This window comes from Pseudomonas sp. R62 (assembly GCF_000257605.1).
GTDB lineage: Bacteria > Pseudomonadota > Gammaproteobacteria > Pseudomonadales > Pseudomonadaceae > Aquipseudomonas > Aquipseudomonas atacamensis.
Genome location: NZ_JH635999.1, coordinates 1,780,512 through 1,800,321, shown reverse-complemented (window position 1 = coordinate 1,800,321; position 19,810 = coordinate 1,780,512). Strand labels below are relative to the sequence as shown.

Annotated in this window: 13 protein-coding genes; 9 read left to right on the top strand and 4 right to left on the bottom strand. The window is 61.5% G+C overall.

All coding sequences use genetic code 11. The annotated features are described in order from the left end of the window. The coding region (locus OQK_RS25975; RefSeq protein ID WP_038861791.1) for an IlvD/Edd family dehydratase at positions 1 to 1,581 on the bottom strand (1,581 nt) is incomplete at its 3' end. 192 nt (positions 1,582 to 1,773) lie between these two features. Here OQK_RS25975 and OQK_RS25970 point away from each other — a divergent pair. From OQK_RS25970 to OQK_RS25930, 8 genes are all read left to right on the top strand, one after another. After that, positions 1,774 to 3,096, top strand: coding sequence for an MFS transporter (locus tag OQK_RS25970; RefSeq protein WP_016775008.1), 1,323 nt, complete (start codon positions 1,774 to 1,776; stop codon positions 3,094 to 3,096). Positions 3,097 to 3,252: 156 nt separating this feature from the next. Next, positions 3,253 to 4,245 (top strand): AraD1 family protein, encoded by a 993-nt coding sequence (araD1, locus tag OQK_RS25965; RefSeq protein ID WP_016775007.1) that lies wholly within the window; start codon positions 3,253 to 3,255, stop codon positions 4,243 to 4,245. A 9-nt stretch (positions 4,246 to 4,254) separates the two neighbouring features. Next, positions 4,255 to 5,835: an aldehyde dehydrogenase (NADP(+)) gene (locus OQK_RS25960; RefSeq protein WP_016775006.1), complete on the top strand. Its 1,581-nt coding sequence runs from the start codon at positions 4,255 to 4,257 to the stop codon at positions 5,833 to 5,835. Positions 5,836 to 6,074: 239 nt separating this feature from the next. Further along, positions 6,075 to 6,386 (top strand): DUF5629 family protein, encoded by a 312-nt coding sequence (locus OQK_RS25955; protein WP_038861789.1) that lies wholly within the window; start codon positions 6,075 to 6,077, stop codon positions 6,384 to 6,386. Beyond that, the gene (locus OQK_RS25950; protein WP_016775004.1) at positions 6,373 to 7,548 is read left to right on the top strand and encodes a lactonase family protein; all 1,176 of its coding nucleotides are present in this window, start codon (positions 6,373 to 6,375) and stop codon (positions 7,546 to 7,548) included. The genes OQK_RS25955 and OQK_RS25950 overlap by 14 nt, the downstream gene beginning before the upstream one ends. 155 nt (positions 7,549 to 7,703) lie before the next feature. Further along, entirely contained in the window at positions 7,704 to 7,883 is a 180-nt protein-coding gene (locus tag OQK_RS25945) for a hypothetical protein (protein ID WP_016775003.1), read from the top strand. Between the two features lie 545 nt (positions 7,884 to 8,428). Continuing rightward, positions 8,429 to 8,641: a hypothetical protein gene (locus tag OQK_RS25935; RefSeq protein WP_016775001.1), complete on the top strand. Its 213-nt coding sequence runs from the start codon at positions 8,429 to 8,431 to the stop codon at positions 8,639 to 8,641. Then, a complete protein-coding gene (locus OQK_RS25930; RefSeq protein WP_016775000.1) occupies positions 8,638 to 8,895 on the top strand; it encodes a hypothetical protein in 258 nt (85 codons plus the stop codon). Before OQK_RS25935 ends, OQK_RS25930 begins: the two co-directional genes overlap by 4 nt. A 121-nt stretch (positions 8,896 to 9,016) precedes the next feature. Here OQK_RS25930 and OQK_RS25925 read toward each other — a convergent pair whose 3' ends face one another. Genes OQK_RS25925 through OQK_RS25915 form a run of 3 tightly spaced genes read right to left on the bottom strand, consistent with a single transcriptional unit; the run spans position 9,017 to position 14,492 of the window. Then, the gene (locus OQK_RS25925; protein WP_016774999.1) at positions 9,017 to 9,613 is read right to left on the bottom strand and encodes a glutathione S-transferase; all 597 of its coding nucleotides are present in this window, start codon (positions 9,611 to 9,613) and stop codon (positions 9,017 to 9,019) included. Beyond that, positions 9,610 to 13,251, bottom strand: coding sequence for an AAA family ATPase (locus OQK_RS25920; protein ID WP_016774998.1), 3,642 nt, complete (start codon positions 13,249 to 13,251; stop codon positions 9,610 to 9,612). Before OQK_RS25920 ends, OQK_RS25925 begins: the two co-directional genes overlap by 4 nt. Continuing rightward, the gene (locus OQK_RS25915; RefSeq protein ID WP_016774997.1) at positions 13,248 to 14,492 is read right to left on the bottom strand and encodes an exonuclease SbcCD subunit D C-terminal domain-containing protein; all 1,245 of its coding nucleotides are present in this window, start codon (positions 14,490 to 14,492) and stop codon (positions 13,248 to 13,250) included. Before OQK_RS25915 ends, OQK_RS25920 begins: the two co-directional genes overlap by 4 nt. Positions 14,493 to 14,829: 337 nt before the next feature. On the opposite strand from OQK_RS25915, the gene OQK_RS25910 reads away from it, so the two are divergent. Further along, on the top strand, positions 14,830 to 19,810 hold a 4,981-nt coding region (locus OQK_RS25910), incomplete at its 3' end, for a two-partner secretion domain-containing protein (protein ID WP_016774996.1).

Genomic DNA, 19,810 nt, shown 5'->3' with positions numbered 1-19,810 from the left:
CAGTTCAGCATCCGGAATGTCCAGATGCAGACGGCCGCTGGCACAATCGAGCTCGATCCAGTCGCCTTCTTTTACTGCCGCCAAAGGCCCGCCGGCTGCGGCTTCCGGGGCAACGTGCAAAACCACCGTGCCGTATGCCGTGCCGCTCATGCGTGCATCGGAAATACGCACCATGTCGGTCACGCCTTCTGCCAACAGCTTGGCCGGCAGGCCCATGTTGCCGACTTCAGCCATGCCCGGATAACCCTTCGGCCCGCAGTTTTTCATCACCAGAATCGAATCCTTATCGACGTCCAGCTCCGGATCGTTGATCCGCGCCTTGTACATGTCGAAGTTCTCGAACACCACCGCACGACCGCGATGCTGCATCAGTTCAGCAGTGGCGGCGGACGGCTTGAGCACCGCGCCCAACGGCGCCAGATTGCCGCGCAACACGCAGATGCCACCGTCAGCGCGAATCGGATTGTCGAGGGTGCGGATCACTTGGTCTTCGCCGTAGATCGGCGCGTCCTTGGTGTTTTCGCCGATGGACTTGCCGTTGACGGTCAGTGCATTCGGGTTGGGGATCAGATTGGCTTCGCCGAGGCGACGCAGTACCGCTGGCAAACCACCGGCGTAGTAGAACTCTTCCATCAGGAAACGCCCGGACGGTTGCAGGTCGACGATGGTCGGCATGCCGCGACCGATGCGGGTCCAGTCGTCCAGGTCGAGCTCGACGCCGATGCGCCCGGCGATGGCTTTCAAGTGGATCACGGCGTTGGTCGAACCGCCGATGGCAGCGTTGACACGAATGGCGTTCTCGAAGGCTTCCTTGGTGAGGATCTTCGACAGTTTCAAATCTTCGCGAACCATCTCCACCGCACGCATGCCGGACATGTGCGCCAGCACATAACGGCGTGCATCCACAGCCGGAATCGCGGCGTTGTGCGGCAGCGAAGTGCCCAGCGCTTCAGCCATGCACGCCATGGTCGACGCGGTGCCCATGGTGTTGCAGGTGCCCGCCGAACGCGACATGCCGCCCTCGGCTGCGAGGAAGTCATCGATGGTGATGGTGCCGGCCTTGACCTGTTCGCTGAGCTGCCAGACCACGGTGCCGGAACCGATGTCCTTGCCTTTGTGCTTGCCGTTGAGCATCGGCCCGCCGGTGACGACGATGGCCGGCACGTCGCAACTGGCCGCGCCCATCAGCAGTGCTGGAGTGGTTTTGTCGCAACCGGTGAGCAGCACTACGCCGTCGATCGGGTTGCCGCGAATCGCTTCTTCAACGTCCATGCTCGCCAGGTTGCGGGTGAGCATGGCCGTCGGGCGCAGGTTCGATTCGCCATTGGAGAACACCGGGAATTCCACCGGAAAACCACCGGCCTCGATCACCCCGCGTTTGACGTGCTCCGCGATCTGGCGGAAGTGCGCGTTGCACGGGGTCAGTTCCGACCAGGTGTTGCAAATGCCGATGATCGGCTTGCCGTGGAACTGATGGTCGGCGATGCCCTGATTCTTCATCCAGCTGCGGTACATGAAGCCGTTCTTGTCGGCCGTGCCAAACCATTGGGCGGAGCGCAGGGTGGGTTTCTTATCAGACATGATCGATTCTCTTATTGTAAGACTATTGTTTGCGAGCTGACGCTTAATCTAAGCTCAAAATCCGCGCTTTGGAAGAGTTGTTGGGTAATTAGTATTACTATATAGTCGTTTTCGACGGAGGGATGGCCCTGGCTGTTTTGGCGAGAGGCGTCCCCCGAGGTTCTATAAAAACAACAATCGGAGACCGATCTCATGAGCCAGGAATTGCGGCTTGTCCGGCGCATCACACTGAAACTGATTCCCTTCCTGATCCTGCTGTACCTGATCGCCTATGTGGATCGCTCCGCCGTCGGCTTCGCCAAGCTGCACATGGGCGCCGACATCGGCATCGGCGATGCCGCCTATGGCCTCGGTGCCGGGCTGTTTTTCATCGGCTATTTTCTTCTCGAGATTCCCAGCAACCTGATGCTCGAACGCTTCGGCGCGCGGCGCTGGTTCGCACGAATCATGATCACCTGGGGCGCGATCACCATCGGCATGGCCTTCGTGCAAGGGCCGCACAGCTTCTATGTGATGCGCTTTCTGCTCGGCGCGGCCGAGGCGGGCTTCTTCCCCGGCGTGCTGTACTACATCACCCAATGGTTCCCGGTGCGCCATCGCGGCAAGATCCTCGGCCTGTTCATCCTTTCGCAACCCATTGCGATGATGATCACCGGTCCCGTGTCCGGCGGTTTGCTGGGCATGGACGGCATCCTCGGCCTGCACGGCTGGCAGTGGCTGTTCATCGTCATCGGCACCCCGGCGATCCTGCTGACCTGGCCGGTCCTGCGCTGGCTGCCCGACGGCCCGCAGCAAGTGAAGTGGATGGATCAGGCGGAAAAAGACTGGCTGACCGGCGAACTGAAAAAGGATTTGCAGGAATACGGCCAGACCCGTCACGGCAATCCGCTGCATGCGCTGAAAGACAAACGCGTGTTGCTGCTGGCGCTGTTCTATCTGCCGGTGACCCTGAGCATTTATGGCCTCGGCCTGTGGCTGCCGACACTGATCAAACAGTTCGGCGGCAGCGATCTGGTCACCGGGTTCGTCTCTTCGGTGCCATACATTTTCGGGATCATCGGCCTGCTGATCATTCCGCGCAGTTCCGACCGCTTGAATGATCGCTACGGCCATTTGGCGGTGTTGTATGTGCTCGGTGCGCTGGGCCTGTTCCTCAGTGCCTGGCTGTCGCTGCCGGTAGCGCAACTGGCGGCGCTGTGTCTGGTGGCGTTCGCGTTGTTCTCGTGCACCGCGGTGTTCTGGACCTTGCCGGGGCGTTTCTTTGCTGGCGCCAGTGCCGCGGCGGGGATTGCCTTGATCAACTCGGTGGGCAACCTCGGCGGTTACATCGGGCCGTTCGTGATCGGCGCGTTGAAGGAATACACCGGCAATCTGGCTTCGGGGTTGTACTTCCTCTCGGGCGTGATGGTGTTCGGGCTGATTCTGACCGGCATCGTCTACCGCGTGCTGGAACGCAAGCATGTGCTGCCCGTCGAGCAGTTCGCAGCAAGTGCCCGTGGCGCGACCCGAACCTGACACCTATGGATCAATTACCACCCCTGTGGGAGCTGGCTTGCCAGCGATGACGGCGGCACATCCAACATTGATGCGTCAGACAGGTTGCTATCGCTGGCAAGCCAGCTCCCACAGGGTTTTGCGGTGTTTCGGAATTTTGGATAAAGGAGAGGACATATGCATCTGGTTCAATTCGAATTACCCAACGGCGAGCGCCGTGTCGGCGTGGTCGACAACGGTCAGGTCCGCGAAGTCAAGGACGCCCGCAGTGTCCGTGATCTGGCCCTGGCCGCAATCGAGGCCGGCGGCTCCCTTGAGCAGCAAGTGCAAAGCCTCGGCCTCGGTGCCAGCCACGACTACGCGCAATTGCTCAAAGACCTGCGCATTCTGCCGCCACTCGATCACCCGGATCCGGCGCACATGCTGGTCAGCGGTACTGGTCTGACCCATCTGGGCAGCGCTTCGGCCCGCGACAAGATGCACCAGCAGGCCGGCGATGAAGCGGCGATGACCGACACCATGCGCATTTTCAAGTGGGGCGTGGAGGGTGGCAAACCGGCGGCGGGGCAGGCCGGCGTGCAACCAGAGTGGTTCTACAAGGGCGACGGCAGCATTGTCGTGCGTCCGGGGCAGCCGTTCCCGCTGCCGCCGTTCGCCGAAGACGCCGGCGAAGAGCCGGAGATGGCCGGCCTGTATGTCATCGGCAACGATGGCAAGCCGTATCGCCTCGGTTTCGCCGTCGGTAACGAGTTCTCCGATCACGTCATGGAACGCAAGAATTACCTGTACCTGGCGCACTCGAAATTGCGCAGTTGCAGTTATGGCCCGGAACTTCGTACCGGTGAATTGCCTCAACACCTTGCCGGCACCAGCCGAATCCTGCGTGACGGCGAAGTGCTCTGGCAGAACGAGTTCCTCAGCGGCGAGGCCAACATGTGCCACAGCCTGGCGAACCTCGAGTACCACCACTTCAAATACAGTCAGTTCCTGCGTCCGGGCGACGTGCACATTCACTTTTTCGGCACTGCGACCCTGTCGTTTGCCGACGGCATCCGCACTCAGCCGGGCGACACGTTCGAGATCAGCCAGGCCGACTTCGGCGCACCGCTGGTCAACGGTATCGCACCGGTTCAGGCGGCTTTTGAACCGGACAGCATCGGCACCCTTTAAGGAGATCCCATGACTCAGATTCTCGGTCACAACTACATCGGCGGTCAGCGTAGCGCCGCCGGCAGCGTCAAACTGCACTCGGTCGACGCCAGCACTGGCGAGGCCCTGCCGCACGATTTCATTCAGGCCACGGCCGAAGAAGTCGACGCCGCCGCCAAGGCCGCCGCTGCGGCTTACCCGACCTATCGCAGCCTCAGCGCCGAACGTCGCGCGCAGTTCCTCGACGCAGTCGCGGATGAGCTGGATGCGCTTTGCGACGATTTCGTCGCCGTGGTCTGCCGCGAAACCGCGCTGCCGGCTGGTCGCATTCAGGGCGAGCGTGGTCGCACCAGCGGGCAGATGCGTCTGTTCGCCAAAGTCCTGCGTCGCGGTGATTTCTACGGCGCGCGCATCGATCTGGCACTGCCGGATCGCCAGCCGCTGCCACGTCCGGATCTGCGTCAGTACCGCATCGGCCTCGGCCCGGTCGCCGTGTTTGGTGCGAGCAACTTCCCGCTGGCGTTCTCCACTGCCGGTGGCGACACCGCAGCAGCACTGGCCGCCGGTTGCCCGGTAGTGTTCAAGGCCCACAGCGGCCACATGGCCACGGCTGAACTGGTCGCCGACGCGATCATTCGTGCCGCAGAAAAAACCGGTATGCCCGCTGGCGTGTTCAACATGATCTACGGTGGCGGCGTCGGCGAATGGCTGGTCAAGCATCCGGCGATTCAGGCCGTTGGTTTCACCGGTTCACTGAAAGGCGGTCGCGCCCTGTGCGACATGGCAGCCGCACGTCCGCAACCGATCCCGGTGTTCGCCGAGATGTCGAGCATCAACCCGGTGATCGTTTTGCCGCAAGCACTGGCCACACGTTCGGAAACCGTTGCGCGTGACCTCACCGCGTCGGTGGTGCAGGGTTGCGGTCAGTTCTGCACCAACCCGGGTCTGGTCATCGGTATTCGCTCGCCGCAGTTCAGCGCGTTTGTACAGCAAGTCGCCGCTGCAATCGGTGATCAACCGGCGCAAACCATGCTCAACGCCGGCACCCTCGGCAGCTATGGCAAAGGCCTGGAAAAGCTCCTGGCGCACAGCGGCATCGAGCATCTGGCCGGTAATCCGCAGCAGGGCAATCAGGCGCAGCCGCAGTTGTTCAAGGCCGATGTCAGCCTGTTGATCAACGGTGACGAAGTGCTGCAGGAAGAAGTGTTCGGCCCGACCACGGTAATCGTCGAGGTGGCCGATCAGGCACAACTGAGCGCGGCGCTGCACGGCCTGCACGGTCAGTTGACCGCGACGATCATCGGCGAGCCGTCTGATTTCGAGCAATTCGCCGAACTGACGCCGCTGCTGGAACAGAAGGTCGGGCGCATCCTGCTCAACGGTTATCCGACCGGTGTCGAAGTGTGCGATTCGATGGTGCACGGCGGGCCGTACCCGGCGACGTCCGATGCGCGCGGCACGTCAGTGGGCACGCTGGCGATCGATCGCTTCCTGCGCCCGGTGTGCTTCCAAAACTACCCGGACAGCTTGCTGCCCGAACCACTGAAAAACGCCAACCCGCTGCGGATTCAGCGTCTGGTGGATGGCAAGCCATCGCGTGAGGCGATCTAGCCAACACCGCGATTTTTTGTGTTGATCGTTCCCACGCTCCGCGTGGGAACGCAGCCCGGGACGCTCTGCGTCCCAGTGGAACGCGGAGCGTCCCTTGAGGCATTCCCACGCGGAGCGTGGGAACGATCAGCTGGCACACCGCCTTCGCGAGCAGGCTCGCTCCCGCAGAGGTTCCAGCAGGGGCCTTCGGATCACATTGGGCTATCATTGGCCCTTTCCCCCTAGAAAGACTGTTTGCCATGACTGCCCTAACCCTTCTCAACGCCCTCGAACACTGCGGTATGGTCGAAATCGATGGCCTGCACGCCTTCGAATTCGCCCTCGACGAGGACGATAACCTGCACATCGAATGCATCGATGGCCGCGAAGCCAAGCACTGGGAATTCACCCCGGCGCAGGTCGCGCAAGCGACGTTCGATGAGACGCTGCAGAGCTGGCTGATCGTCGGTTACGCCAGCGACACCAAGACCACGGGCGAGCATCGTCTGGTGTGCGTCGGCGACGTAGTCAGCAGCAGCGACGATGAGGATGACAATAATGAAGATGCGTAATTTCTGGCCTTTGCTGATGGCCGGCAGCGTCGGCGCGATGGGGCTTTCCAGCGCCTCTGCCGAAACCTTGCAATTGCTGGTCGGCTCCTACACCGCCGGTTCCAGCCAGGGCATCTACCGCATGCAGTTCGACAGTGCCACCGGCCAGATCGACGCCAAGCCGCTGCAAGTGGTCAAGACCGAAAACCCGTCGTGGCTGACCCTCTCGAAAGACCAGAAGCGCTTGTTCGTGGTCAACGAAAACGGCCCGGGCCAGACTGACCCGGTCGGCCGCGTCAGCAGCTTCGCCATCGACCCGAAGACCCACGCGCTGAGCCTGATCAATCAAGTGCAGAGCCTCGGTAACGAGCCGACCCATTCCAGCCTCAGCGCTGATGCCAAACACCTGTTCGTCAGCAACTACTCGGTGATGGAAGATCCGGGCGGTACCCTGGCGGTATTGCCGGTCGATGCCGACGGCCAGCTGAAACCGGTGGTGCAGATGAGCGGCCACCCGGCCAGTCGGGTCAACCCTGAGCGCCAGGCTTCCAATCACGTGCACTCGACGGTGTCGTCGCCGGACGGGCGCTATGTGTTCTCCAATGATTTGGGCGCGGACAAGGTTTTCATCTATCAGTACGACCCGAAGGCCAACCCGCACTTGCCGCTAACCCCGGCGAAAACCGCCTCGGTAGCCTTGCCGGCCGGCAGTGGCCCGCGTCATCTGCTGTTCAGCGCTGATGGCAAACACGCTTGGCTGACCATGGAGATGAGTGCACAGGTCGCGGTGTTCGACTACAACGACGGCGTGCTGACCCAGACGCAACTGGTCGATCTCGCGGCGGGCCAGCCAACCTCGGACAAGGCTGGCGCGGCGCTGCATGCCTCGGCTGACGGCAAGTTTCTCTACGTGAGCAATCGCGGCACGGCCAATCAGCTCGTAGTGTTCAGCATTGATCCTGCGACCGGTCAGCTCAAAGAGCTGCAAAAGCGCTCGGTCGAGGGTGATCACCCGCGCGAGTTTGCCCTCGATCCGAGCGGTAAATTTGTCTTGATTGCCAACCAGAAGAGCAACCAGATTGTCGTCGTCGAGCGCGATGCCAAGACCGGTCAGCTGGGAAAAACCGTGCAAAAACTGCCGATGGACGCGCCAAGCGATCTGAAATTCCTGGTGCGACAATAAGCCACAGGCCCCGGTCTACGGGGCCTGCATCGTTGTATTAATTGCACTGATAACGGCTAATGCTACAAAAGATTTCAAGGAGGCAACCCTCGAGCGTTACGTTTGTTTCACAGCCCGCCGGGCAAACCAAGCAAACGAACACGAGGGTTACCGCCATGAACTTCAATCTCTTCTCCGTCATCGCCGCTTCCGCCATTTCTGCCACCGTGGTATTGCCAGCCGGTGCCAACGTCGAAATCGCCAGCAAAAAATCCCACACCCAGAGCTACACCCAGAAATACCTGCAACAAAGCGCCAACTTCTACGCCGCGCTGGATCACAAAACCCAAGCCTGAGCGCACCGTTCTCCTGTAGGAGCTGCCGAAGGCTGCGATCTCTTGATCTTCATCGTCAAAAGATCGCAGCCTTCGGCAGCTCCTACGCGCGCGCGTAACCTGATCGTTCCCACGCTCTGCGTGGGAACGCAGCCCGGGACGCTCTGCGTCCCATTGGAACGCGGAGCGTCCCTAGAGGCATTCCCACGCGGAGCGTGGGAACGATCAATCAAAAGATCGCAGCCTTCGGCAGCTCCGCACGCGCGTAACCTGATTGTTCCCACGCTCTGCGTGGGAACGCAGCCGGGACGCTCTGCGTCCCATTGGAACGCGGAGCGTCCCTTGAGGCATTCCCACGCGGAGCGTGGGAACGATCAATCAGGAGATCGCAGCCTTCGGCAGCTCCTACGCGCGCGCGTTCCCCACTCATAGGTTTTTTCTCGCCGGCAAATAGAGCCTCTAAATAATCAACGAAGCTGATATTCACCATTGCAAACCCTGAGTGGTTGCTTCGGCTTTTTTGATTGATTCTGTGGCCATCGAAACCTTTGCCCACGGAGAACACCATGGCCAGCGCAATCCTCACTTCCGCCAAACGCGGCGCCTACCTGGCCATCGGTCTGTACCTGACCGTGGTGCTGTTCGTCAGCATCGGCGCACAGATGGAACACAGCTTCGACGCCCCGATCGACGTCGCCCACCCCGGCATCCAGTTCGAACTGCGCTCGCAAAGCGCCATGGTCGACAGGGCCGAACTCGCAGGAGTCGGCGGCGCATGAAAGGCTACAGACTCTGGGTCATAGCCAGCCTCGCGCTGATGACCAACGGCGCCTCACTCCTGGGGTTTGGCCAGGGCTCGGTGGGCGGCTTGGCCCGGGCCATAGAGGCCAACCACAACATCGCCCACAACATTGAACGCGCCAACACGCTGGGGCTGATGGCCGGCAATCCACCGGTCAAGGTCGCGGTGGATTTTCTCGGGCCGTTTGAAGTGGATTGCATGGCGCTGGGCATGTGCCAAGCACTGGCCTAATGATCGTTCCCACGCTCTGCGTGGGAATGCCTCAAGGGACGCTCCGCGTTCCAATGGGACGCAGAGCGTCCCCGGCTGCATTCCCACGCGGAGCGTGGGAACGATCAAGAGGGAGAGAGGGTTACTTCTTCATGACCGAGATGAACAGCTCGGATTCGAGCAGGCGCTGCAACCAGGCCTGCAAGCGCACATAAGGCGTCTGCGCGAACCACTCGCGATCAACATGAGCGAACTGTCGGACGAAGGGCAGCAGGGCGATGTCGGCGAGACTGAGCCGGTCACCCAGCAAATAGTCGTGGTCTGCGAGCGTCAGATCCAGATAGTGGGCGATCATCTCGCACTGCATGCGATAGACCTCCATCGGTTGCTCTGGATAACGCTCAGCGTATTTGTAGTGGTTCAACGAAGTCTTGAATCGTTGATCGTTCGTCTCGATCAGCATGTCCATGATGACGTCTGCTCCCGGATCATCCTTGAACAACCAATCATCCGGATCATTCTGCGCCAACGCCCAGCGCATGATCTGCAGACTCTCATCGATCACCACGCCATCGGCATTCAGCACCGGCACGGTGCCCTTGGGCGAGAGCGCGAGCATCTGCGCCGGTTTGTCCTTGAGACTGACTTCGACAATCTCCACCGGCACGCCCGCATAACGCAGGGCCATTCGCGCACGCATCGCGTAAGGGCAGCGGCGGAAGGAATACAGCGTGTTCATTTCACCTCCAGCGTGCTCAGACCATTGCCTTGGCGCCGCACCTGAATCTGCACAGGAATCCGCTCGTGCATTTCCTGCACATGGGAAATCACCGCGACCTTGCGTCCCTGCGCCTGCAAGCCATCGAGCGCGTCCATGGCCAGTTGCAAGGATTCTGGATCGAGGCTGCCAAAGCCTTCATCGATAAACAGCGATTCGATTTTCAGCGTGCTCGACGCCATCGAGGCCAGACCCAGCGCCAATGCCAGCGATACGAGGAAAGTTTCGCCGCCGGAAAGCGAATGCACCGAGCGCAGTTCGTCGCCCATTTCCGTGTCCATTACCAGCAGGCCGAGCATGCTGCCGCCGCGTTTGAGGCGATAGCGTTTGACCAGTTGGCGCAGCTGCGCGTTGGCGTGATGCACCAGCAGGTCGAGGTTGTAGGCCTGGGCGATCTTGCGGAAGGTGTCGCCGGTGGCCGAGCCGATCAAGGCACTGAGTCGCGCCCAGCGCTGGTACTCGGCATAGGCGTCGGCGATCTGCTGGGCCAACGCCTGATTGGCGTTCTGTCGGCGCTGGTCTTCAACCTGCTCGGCGCGCAGTTCGGCGCATTGCTGCTCGCTGACGGCAAACCGGGTTTGCAGCTCGGCGAGGGCGCTGTCCAGCTGTTCGGCGTCAAGATTGCCGTCCTGCCGGGCCTGGTGATCAAGCAGACGCTGATCGCGCTCCTGCAACAGGACCTGGGCTTGTTCGATGGCTTTTTCGTTGTGCTGAAGGGTCTGGCGCAGTTCGGCGACTTGCGCGTCGTCGAAGCGCAGCAAGTCTTCCAGGCCGCTGTCATCCAGTTCCGGATGGCTGGCGCGCCAATCGGCGATCTTGCCGGCGAGTGCCTGTTCTTCAGCCTCCAATGCTTGCAGGCGATCCTGCTGAGACTTGAGTTCGGCTGCGATCTGCACCAGTTGCGTGCGCACGCTTTGCAGCTCTTCAGCCGTACTGGTTTCGGCGACGCGCGCCTGTTCCACCGCATGTTCCAGCTGCTGCTGCCAATGCTCGGCGCTGCTGTGCTCGCCAAGTAACTGCGCGAGCTTTTCCTGACAGCTTTGCTGCTGCTCGGTCAGCGCCGTGAATTGTTGCTCGGCGCTGTGCAGTTGCTGAGTGCGCAGCTGCTGGCGATCCTGTTCTTTCTCCAACGTCTGCTGGCGTTGCTGCTGTTCGCTCAGTTCTTCCCTTTGCTGCTCGAGCTGAGACAGCCGCTCGGCAATCTGCCGGTCCAGCTGCATGAACGTTGCCGCCGGCTCCAGGCGCAAGGCCTCAAGTGTGTCGGCGGGCAGCAGCGGGCCGAACGCGTTGAGTTCTTCTTCAAGGCGCTGACGGTCGCTGTTGAGTTCATGCTGCTGATGGCTCAGCTGTTGCGCCGCTTGCTGATGCGCCGCTTCAGCCTGACGCAATTGCTGCGATAAGCGCGCAGCGTCCTGTTGCAAGGTGAGCAACGCACTTTGGCGTTGTTCGTCCTGAGTGATGCTCTGGTTCAATTGCTCGGTCTGGCGGCTGAGCCAGGCGTCGCGTTTGTCGGCGTCCTGATTGAACAGTTGCGCGGCCAGCGGATGCGCGTCGAGGCTCGGGGCCAGGGCTTGTTGTTGCGCCGCGAGTTGTTCCTGTTGCTGGAGCAATTCTTTCTGTTGTGCGATCACGCCACCGACTTCGCCGCGCAGCTCGATCAGTTTTTCCTTGAGCTGATCGACCACTTGCTGGGCGTTGGCCTGTTCGCTTTCATCGTGACGGCCAAGGCTTTGCAGCAGTGCTTCGGGCTGGTGATAGGGATGCTCGTTGCTGCCGCAGACCGGGCAGGGCTGATCGTCCTGCAACTGCGCGCGCAACTCTTCGACACTGGCACTGCGCGCCAGCCGCTGACGCTCGAGCAGTTCGCGAGTGACGCTGAGGGTCTGCTCGGCGATGGTCAATTCGGCCTTGGTTTTCACACCGTCCTGGGTTAGACGTTCACGTTGCTGCTGCGCGTCAAGCTGGCGTTGTTGCAACTCGGCGCTGCGCTTGTCGAGATCCTGCTGAGTCGCCCACAGGCGCGACAGGTCTTCGATCGCGCGCAGCTGTTTGCGGTTGTCCTGCAGCAAGGTGCCAAGCAGGCCGATCTGTTCGGCGACTGCGTCCGGCTCTGCGCCGGCTTCTTTGAACAGCACTTCCAGTTGCTGTTTGTGCGAGGCCAGTTGCTCAGCACTGTGCGCGGCGTTCTGTTCGAGGGAAGTCAGTTCGCTCTGGCCCCTGTTCATGCGGTTGCCGATCAGCATCAGCTGTTGCAGACGGTCGCGATAGGCGCTCCAGGCATCGCTCAACGGCGCCAGATGGGCACTCTGCTCAAGCTCAGCGGCGATGTGTTGCAAACGCGCGCCGACTTCAGTCTGCTTTTCCTGCAAAGCCTGAATCGCGCTCTGGCCATCCTTGAACGCTTGCTCGGCCGCTTGCCGGGCTTCGGCACTGCTGGCGGTGTCCTTGATCAGGCGGGCGAGGGTGCTTTGCTCTTCGAATGCCTGACGCAGCAACGGCGCATTTTCGCTCTGGCGTTGTTGCGCTGCGCTCAGGGCGACTTTCGCTGCGTCGAGGTTCTGTTCCAGCTGCGTCTGGCGTTCCCCGAGTGCCGCGTGTTGTTGCGTGTGCGCGGCAATCTGCGCCGCCAGTGGTGTCAGCAGCGCATCGAGCTCGGCCTTGCGCGCGAACTGATGGCGTTGCGGGCCAAGCTGTTCCAGACGCGTCAGTTTCACCCGCTCGCCGGCCAGGGCCTGCCATTGCTGTTGCGCGGTTTGCAGTTGTTCGCTGGCCGCTTGCTGCGCTTCCTGCAACAGACGCAAATCCTTCAGCCAGGCATGCTGTTGCTCAAGCTGTTTGAGCTGCGCCTGTTGCGCCTTCATCTGTTGCTGCGCAGTGTTGAAACGCTCGTCGAGTTCGGCGCGCGCTTCCGGCGCCAAAGGCGTCACACCGGTGGCCTGATCCTGCAACTGCTTGTGCGCTTCGCGGGCCTCTTTGGTCTTGTCGAAGGCACGGCGGCCGAGGCGGGTGTACAGCGCGGTGTCGGTGAGTTTTTCCAGCAGTTCACTGCGGTCGTTGTCGTCAGCCTTGAGGAACGCGCTGAACTCACTCTGCGCCAGCAGCACAGCGCGAGTGAACTGTTCAAAGTTCAGGCCCAGCGCGGCTTCCAGCTGGGTTTTGTATTCGCCTTTCTGGCTAGCGAGCAGTTGATCCTGATCGATGTCGCGCAGGCTCTGCCGACTCGCTTGCAACTTGCCGCCAGCCTTCTCGCGAGCACGATTGGCTTCCCAGCGCGCGCGATAGCGGCGGCCATCGACGCCGACAAAATCCACTTCGGCATAGCCTTCACCGGTGCCACGTCGCAGCAAGGTGCGCGGGTCGCCAGTGGCGATTTCACCGTCGGCATCCGGGACTTTGGCATCTCGGCCGGTGTTGTTCAGACGCGGTACAGCGCCGAACAGTGCCAGACACAAGGCATCAAGCAACGTGCTTTTGCCGGCGCCGGTCGGGCCGGTGATTGCGAACAGACCGGCGCTGGCCAGCGGTTCAGCGGTGAAATCAATCTCGAACGGCCCGGCCAGCGAGGCGAGGTTCTTCAAACGAATGGCGAGAATTTTCATGGCTGCTCGCCCTCCAGTTGCACGTCTTGCAGCAGTTCGGCGAAGTCCTTGAGCGTCTGCTCGTCGACCTCGCTGCCGTAGTTGTCGAGCCAGGCGCGGCTGAACAGCTCCTGCGGGGTGAGCTGGTCGAGTTCGATCAACGTGCTGCCATCATCGCTGCCATCGGCGCCACGATTGCCAGCGTATTCAGCGGCGATGCGCACCAGTCGCACGGCTTTGCCTTGCAGTGCGGTTTCCACTTGGTGGCGCAGATCCGGCTGCGGCTCATCGAGGCGCACGCGCACTTCGAGCCATGGCTGGCGCTGGGTTTCGGCGAGCAGATCGATGTTCGGCAGGTCGGCCAGTTGCAGCAGGATCTCGGCCAGCGGCGCCGGGCCGATGCGCTGCAGATTGACCGAGCGCGGGATCAGTTTCGGCTCGACGCTGACCAGTGTTTCACCGTCCAGGACCACATCGAGAATCTGATGCTGATAACCGATTTCGGAGAACGACAGCGGAATCGGCGAGCCGCTGTAGCGGATGCGCTCCTCGCCGTTGACCTTCTGCGGCTTGTGCAAATGGCCGAGGGCGACGTAACTGATGCTTTCGCCGAACAGGCTGGCGGGCAGCGCTTCGGCATTGCCGATGATCAGGCTGCGCTCGGAATCCTCCGACACCGAGCCCCCGGCCATGTGCGCGTGGCTGATAGCGATCAACGCCTGCCCGGGCTGGCGCTTGGCATTCGCCGCCGCGATCAGCCACTCATGTACCTGACCGATGCCGCGCAAATAGTTGTCGCCCAGATGCGCGCCAGTGACTTCCGCCGGGCGCAAGAACGGCAGCGCCAGACACCACGCGGTGATTTCTCCCTGCGCATTCGGCAGCGGCAGCAACAAGCGCTCGGCGTCGAGCTGCCCGTCATCCAGCCACAGCACCCGACCCAACGCGTGAGTACGCAAACGCCGCATCAACGGCGCCGGCAGCTCGATCCGCGAGCCGGAATCATGGTTGCCGGCAATCATCACGATGGTCAGCAGCGGCTGCTGTTCGTGAGCGCCGACGATGAAATCGTAGAGGCGTTCCTGCGCTTTGACCGGCGGATTGACCGTATCGAAGATGTCTCCGGCGATCAGCAGCACATCCGGCTGCGCCAAGTGCAACTGGCGCAGCAGCCATTCGAGAAAACACGCGTGCTCGAAATCGCGCTCCTGGCCGTGCAGGTTTTGCCCAAGGTGCCAGTCGGAGGTGTGGAACAGACGCAAGGTGGACTCCGCTACAGAAAAGAGGTGATGGCCGCGAGGAAATGATGGGGCGGCGAAAGAGGGGAGAGTTTACAGATTATTGCGCCGGTGGGGCTTATCGCGCAGGCGGGCGGTGAACGGTTCACCGGGGATTCCGGCACAACCGCTCATCGAAATCGATTTTTCAACGCTTCCATTAATTGACGCCAAAATAGTGGCCATCTAATATCGCGCCACCATTTTGATACTAGTGCGCTATTGCAGGGATGCCAGCGACTCTTTGCGCTCATCCGCGCCGCTTTCCTGCGGAGCATGGCACCTGATCAGACCGATTATTGCCCGTTGCAGGATCTTCTACATGGACGTTCGCCAGTACGCATTCCTCGCTCGCCAGCCTTCTGCCGCTACGGCCAAACGCGAGCAGTTCCTCGGCATGCCCAAGCGCGGACTGGCGTTCCTGCTGGCCAACGTCATGTTCTGGCAACCGGTCTGGGCGCAGGCCGACGGCATCGTCGTTGCCAACCCGAATACCACGCTGGACCGTGCCGGCAACGGCGTGCCGATCGTCAACATCGCCACGCCCAACGCCAGTGGCCTGTCGCACAACCAGTTCCACGATTACAACGTCGGCGCACAGGGCGTCATCCTCAACAACGGCGCGACTCAAACTTCGAACACGCAACTGGGCGGTCACGTCATCGGCAACCCGAACCTGAAAAACAGCGGTTCGGCGCAGGCGATTCTCAACGAAGTCATCAGCGGCAACCCGAGTCAGTTGCGCGGTTACACCGAAGTGGCCGGGCAGTCGGCGCGGGTCATCGTGGCCAACCCTTATGGCATCACCTGCAACGGCTGCGGTTTTATCAACGCACCACGGGTGACGTTGACCACCGGTAAACCGGTGGTGGAAAACGGTCGACTGGATCGCTTTCAGGTCGATCAGGGCAGCGTGGCTATCGAAGGCGCGGGCATCAACGCAACCAATATCGACCGCTTCGAAATCATCACCCGCAGCGCCAAGATCAATGCGCAGATCCAGGCACAGAACCTGACCATCGTCGCCGGTCGCAACGACGTCAACGCCGACACCCTCAACGCCACTGCCCGCGCCGACGACGGCAGCGCCAAACCGCAACTGGCCATCGACTCCTCGGCACTCGGCGGCATGTACGCCGGAGCGATCAAACTGGTCGGCACCGAGGCCGGCGTCGGGGTGAAACTCGACGGTAAACTGATCGCCAGCGGCGGCGATATTCAGCTTGATGCCAACGGGCAACTGAGCCTGGCCGACACCTCGGCTACCGGCGCGGTCAACGTCAAAGCGGCCAGCCTCGACGCGCAAGCTCCGATCTATGCAGGCACGTCGCTCAACGTGCAAACCCAAGGCAATCTGACCAACCGCCAGACCCTCGCCGCCCGTGACAGCGTGGTGCTCAGCGCTGGCGGACAGCTGACCAACGCCGGCGCCATCGAAGCCGGCGTCAATGCTGACGGCAGCCGTAACAGCAATGGTGATTTGAGCCTTCGCGCACAGAATCTGAACAACAGTGGCAAGAGCCTCAGCGCCAGCCGCAACCTGACCGTCAACGCCGCGCAAACCCTCAACAACCAGAATGGTCTGCTCAGCGGCCAGACCACGAGCATCACCGCCGGCACGCTGGACAACCGCAACGCCGGCAAAGTGCTGGGCAACAACAGCCTGACCCTCACTGCCAATCAAGTGCTGAACAATCAAGGCACGCTCACCAGCAATGGCAGACTCACCGGCAACATCGGTCAGTTGATCAACAGCAACGGTGAACTTGGCAGCCAGAGCGACGTAGTGCTCACGGTCACCTCGCTGGACAACGTCGCCGGCCTGATCACCGCTGGCCGTTTGCTCGACATCACCGCCCTCGGCGCCATCAACAATCGCACCGGACGGATCGGCGCGAAACAGGCCGTGGCGGTAAAAGCGCAACAACTGGACAACAGCCAGCAAGGCCAGCTGACCAGCGAAGGCATGCTGACCACGCGCATCAGCGACCAGTTGAACAACCAGAACAAGGGCCTGATCCAGGCCAACGGTGCGATGGACGTGCAGGCCACGCGCCTGGATAACCGCGCCGGCAAGATTTCCGGTCTCGACACCCTGACCGTCAGCAGCGCCACCACCGACAACCGTGCGGGTGTTTTGCGCGCCGACAAAGCGACGACGCTGCTGATCGATAATCTGGATAACCGCGACAAGGGCCGCGCCGAGAGCAAGGCAGCGCTGACCTTCGAAGGCAGCACGCTGAACAACAGCAATGGCGGCTTGCTGACCTCGACCGGACTGTTGAGCCTCAAAGCCCGGGATGTCACCAACGATGCCGGACGGATTTCCGGCAAGGGCGATATCGACGCCAGCATCGACAACCTGACTCAGCAAACCGGCGAACTGGTTGCCGAAGGCAATCTGAAACTCACCGGCAAGACTCTCAACAGCCGCCAGGACAGCCTGGTCGGGTCGCTCAAGACCCTGACCGTCAATGTCGACCAGATCGACAACCGCGCCAGTACGCTTTCCAGCCAACTCGACCTGCATATCAATGGCGCACGCCTGGATAACAGCGAGGGCGGCAAGGTGCTGTCCGACACCACGCTGGGCCTGAAAGTCGCGCAGATCATCAACGCCACCAATGGCCTGATTTTCAGCAAAGGCGCGGCGACGCTCAGCGGCATCGGTTTGAGCAATGTGGGCGGTCGGATCGTCAGCCAGAACACACTGGACCTGACCTTCGACAATGCCCTCGACAACCAGCAAGGCCTGATCAGCAGTGAAGGGCAGATGACCCTGAATCTCGGCAGCCTCGACAATCGCCTGGGCAAGCTGTCGAGCCTGGAAGCGATGGCACTGACCAGCGTCGCCGGGGTACAGAATCAGGGCGGGCTGATCGCCTCGCAAAAGGGCCTGACCTTCACCAGCGGCAGTCTCGATAACAGCGACAACGGCATCCTCAGTGCCAAGGCCGATTCGACCCTGACCACCGGTGAGTTCAAAAACCGCCAGGGCGGCAGTCTCGCCACGGACGGCACGCTGCTGCTGACCACCGTGCACTTGGATAACTCCGGCGGCATCATCGGCAGCCAGAAAACCCTGCAGGCTTCCGTCACCTCGCTGCAGCAAGACGGCGGCGAGCTGTTCAGCAACGCAGACCTGACGCTGGACATGAACAATGGCCTGCTCGACAACCAGCGCGGCAGTATTCATACGCCGGGCCAACTGCTGCTGAAAAACCTCAAGGATGTGAACAACAGCGCCGGTGAAATCTCCGCTGCCAAAGCCTGGAATCTCAGCGCACAAAGCCTGAACAACGACGGCGGCAAGCTGCTCAGCAATGAAAAACTCACCCTGGTCATCGACCGTGCGCTGAGCAACGTAAAAGGCCAGATCGCCTCCGCTGGCCTCCAAGCGCGCAGTGCCACCCTCGACAACAGCGGGGGTGAGATTCGCGGGGGTGGCGAGGTCGATTTCACCGTCACCGGTCTGTTCGACAACCAGGCTGGCGTGGTCATCGCCGACGAGGGCCTGACGCTCACGGCGGCGCGTCTGGATAACCGCCGCGAGGGCCTGGTCGGTTCGACCCAGGCGCTGCAACTGGTCGTCGACCATGTCGATAACCGCAGCGGTGAACTGTCGAGCAAGGCCGGTGTGAGCCTGATCGGCGCCTGGCTCGACAACAGCAACAGCGGCTACATGCTGGCGGGCGGCAATCTGGCATTGACCGTCAACGAGGTGATCAACCGCAACAACGGCGTGCTGTCCGGCGCTACCGGGCTGACGCTGCTCGGCAACAGTCTGGTAAACAGCGCTCGCCTGACCACGCAACAGGACCTCGCCATTACTCTCTCTGGCGATCTGAGCAACGCGCAGGGCAATCTGTTCAGCGAAGGTGCTCTGACCATCGATGCGCAGAGTCTCAATAACAATGGCGGTACGCTGTCCAGCGCCAAAGCGCTCAGCGTCGACACACGCGGTGCGGTCAGCAACCGTGGCGGCCAGTTGCTCACCGATGCTGCGTTGACGCTCACCAGCAGCGCGTTGGACAACCAGCAGAAAGGCGTGATCAGCAGCAAAAGCAATCTGCACATCACCACCGGCGAACTCAATAACAGTCAGGCGAGCATTTACGCCGCCGACCAACTTGAAATGAGCGCCGGCAAAGTGACCAACACGGCCGGCAGCCTCGGCGCCGGCAATGCGCTGAGCGCAGATGTTCAGGGCCTCGATCAGCAGGGCGGCAAGCTGTTCAGCAGCCACGCCGGCGTCAGCGTCGACCTGCATGGCGGCGCGCTGAACAACCAGGGCGGGGTGATCAATGCGCCGGGGCAGTTGCTGCTGAAAAATCTTGCCGAGGTGAACAACCGTGGCGGCGAGATTTCCAGTGAACTGGCCTTTGACCTGGTCGCCAAATCGCTGGACAACAGCGGCGGTCAATTGCTGAGCAATCATAAGCTGAGCCTGACCCTCGACAAGGCGCTGACCTCGATCAAGGGCACGATCGCGGCAGCAGCGTTGCAGGTTCGCGCGGCCAGTCTCGACAACAGCGATGGCGGCGTATTGCTCAGTGACAGCGATATCTCGGTGACCGTCGATGGCCTGCTCGACAACCACAACAAGGGCAGCATCCGCGCCGCGCAACAACTGACCCTCAACAGCACCGGCCTGAACAACCAGAACGGCACATTGGTGGGCGCCGCCGGCACCACCATCGATCTGGGCACCACCGCGCAGGACCTCAACAACCAGGGCGGGGTGATCAGCAGCAAAGGCGCGCTGAGCATTGCGCACCTGCGTGACCTCAATAACCAGGACGGCGTGATCAACAGCAAAGGCGTGCTGAGCATCGCCACCCTGCGTGACCTGAGAAACCAGAAAGGTGAAATTTCCAGCGTCAACAGCTTCAGCCTCAACGCCAACAGTCTGGACAATCGCGGCGGCAATCTGATCAGCAATCAGCAACTGTCCCTCACCGCAGCCGAGCTGAAAAACAACGGCGGCCTGATCTCAGGCTGGACCGGCGTGACCCTGGCCGGCGGCACTATCGATAACAGCCTCGGGGGCGCGATCTCCAGCCAGCTCGGCAATGTCAGCATTGACCTCAGCGGCGCGCTGATCAACCACACCCAAGGAGGCGTCGGCAGCAAGGGCGAGCTTTTCATCAAGGCCGCCAGCCTGAACAACAGCGCCGGCACGCTGACCAGCGACGGCAAGCAAACCCTGACCGTGCTCGGCGGCGAACTCAACAACGCCTCCGGTGGTTTGATCAAAAGTGCCGACGCCCTCGATATCCGGGCGGCGAGCCTGAACAATGCCT

What these genes read in the sequence shown, in the direction of transcription:
- OQK_RS25970 (WP_016775008.1), top strand. Translation starts at nt 1,774, where the DNA reads ATGAGCCAGGAATTGCGGCTTGTCCGGCGCATCACACTGAAACTGATT.
- araD1 (WP_016775007.1), top strand. Translation starts at nt 3,253, where the DNA reads ATGCATCTGGTTCAATTCGAATTACCCAACGGCGAGCGCCGTGTCGGC.
- OQK_RS25960 (WP_016775006.1), top strand. Translation starts at nt 4,255, where the DNA reads ATGACTCAGATTCTCGGTCACAACTACATCGGCGGTCAGCGTAGCGCC.
- OQK_RS25955 (WP_038861789.1), top strand. Translation starts at nt 6,075, where the DNA reads ATGACTGCCCTAACCCTTCTCAACGCCCTCGAACACTGCGGTATGGTC.
- OQK_RS25950 (WP_016775004.1), top strand. Translation starts at nt 6,373, where the DNA reads ATGAAGATGCGTAATTTCTGGCCTTTGCTGATGGCCGGCAGCGTCGGC.
- OQK_RS25945 (WP_016775003.1), top strand. Translation starts at nt 7,704, where the DNA reads ATGAACTTCAATCTCTTCTCCGTCATCGCCGCTTCCGCCATTTCTGCC.
- OQK_RS25935 (WP_016775001.1), top strand. Translation starts at nt 8,429, where the DNA reads ATGGCCAGCGCAATCCTCACTTCCGCCAAACGCGGCGCCTACCTGGCC.
- OQK_RS25930 (WP_016775000.1), top strand. Translation starts at nt 8,638, where the DNA reads ATGAAAGGCTACAGACTCTGGGTCATAGCCAGCCTCGCGCTGATGACC.
- OQK_RS25925 (WP_016774999.1), bottom strand. Translation starts at nt 9,613, where the DNA reads ATGAACACGCTGTATTCCTTCCGCCGCTGCCCTTACGCGATGCGTGCG.
- OQK_RS25920 (WP_016774998.1), bottom strand. Translation starts at nt 13,251, where the DNA reads ATGAAAATTCTCGCCATTCGTTTGAAGAACCTCGCCTCGCTGGCCGGG.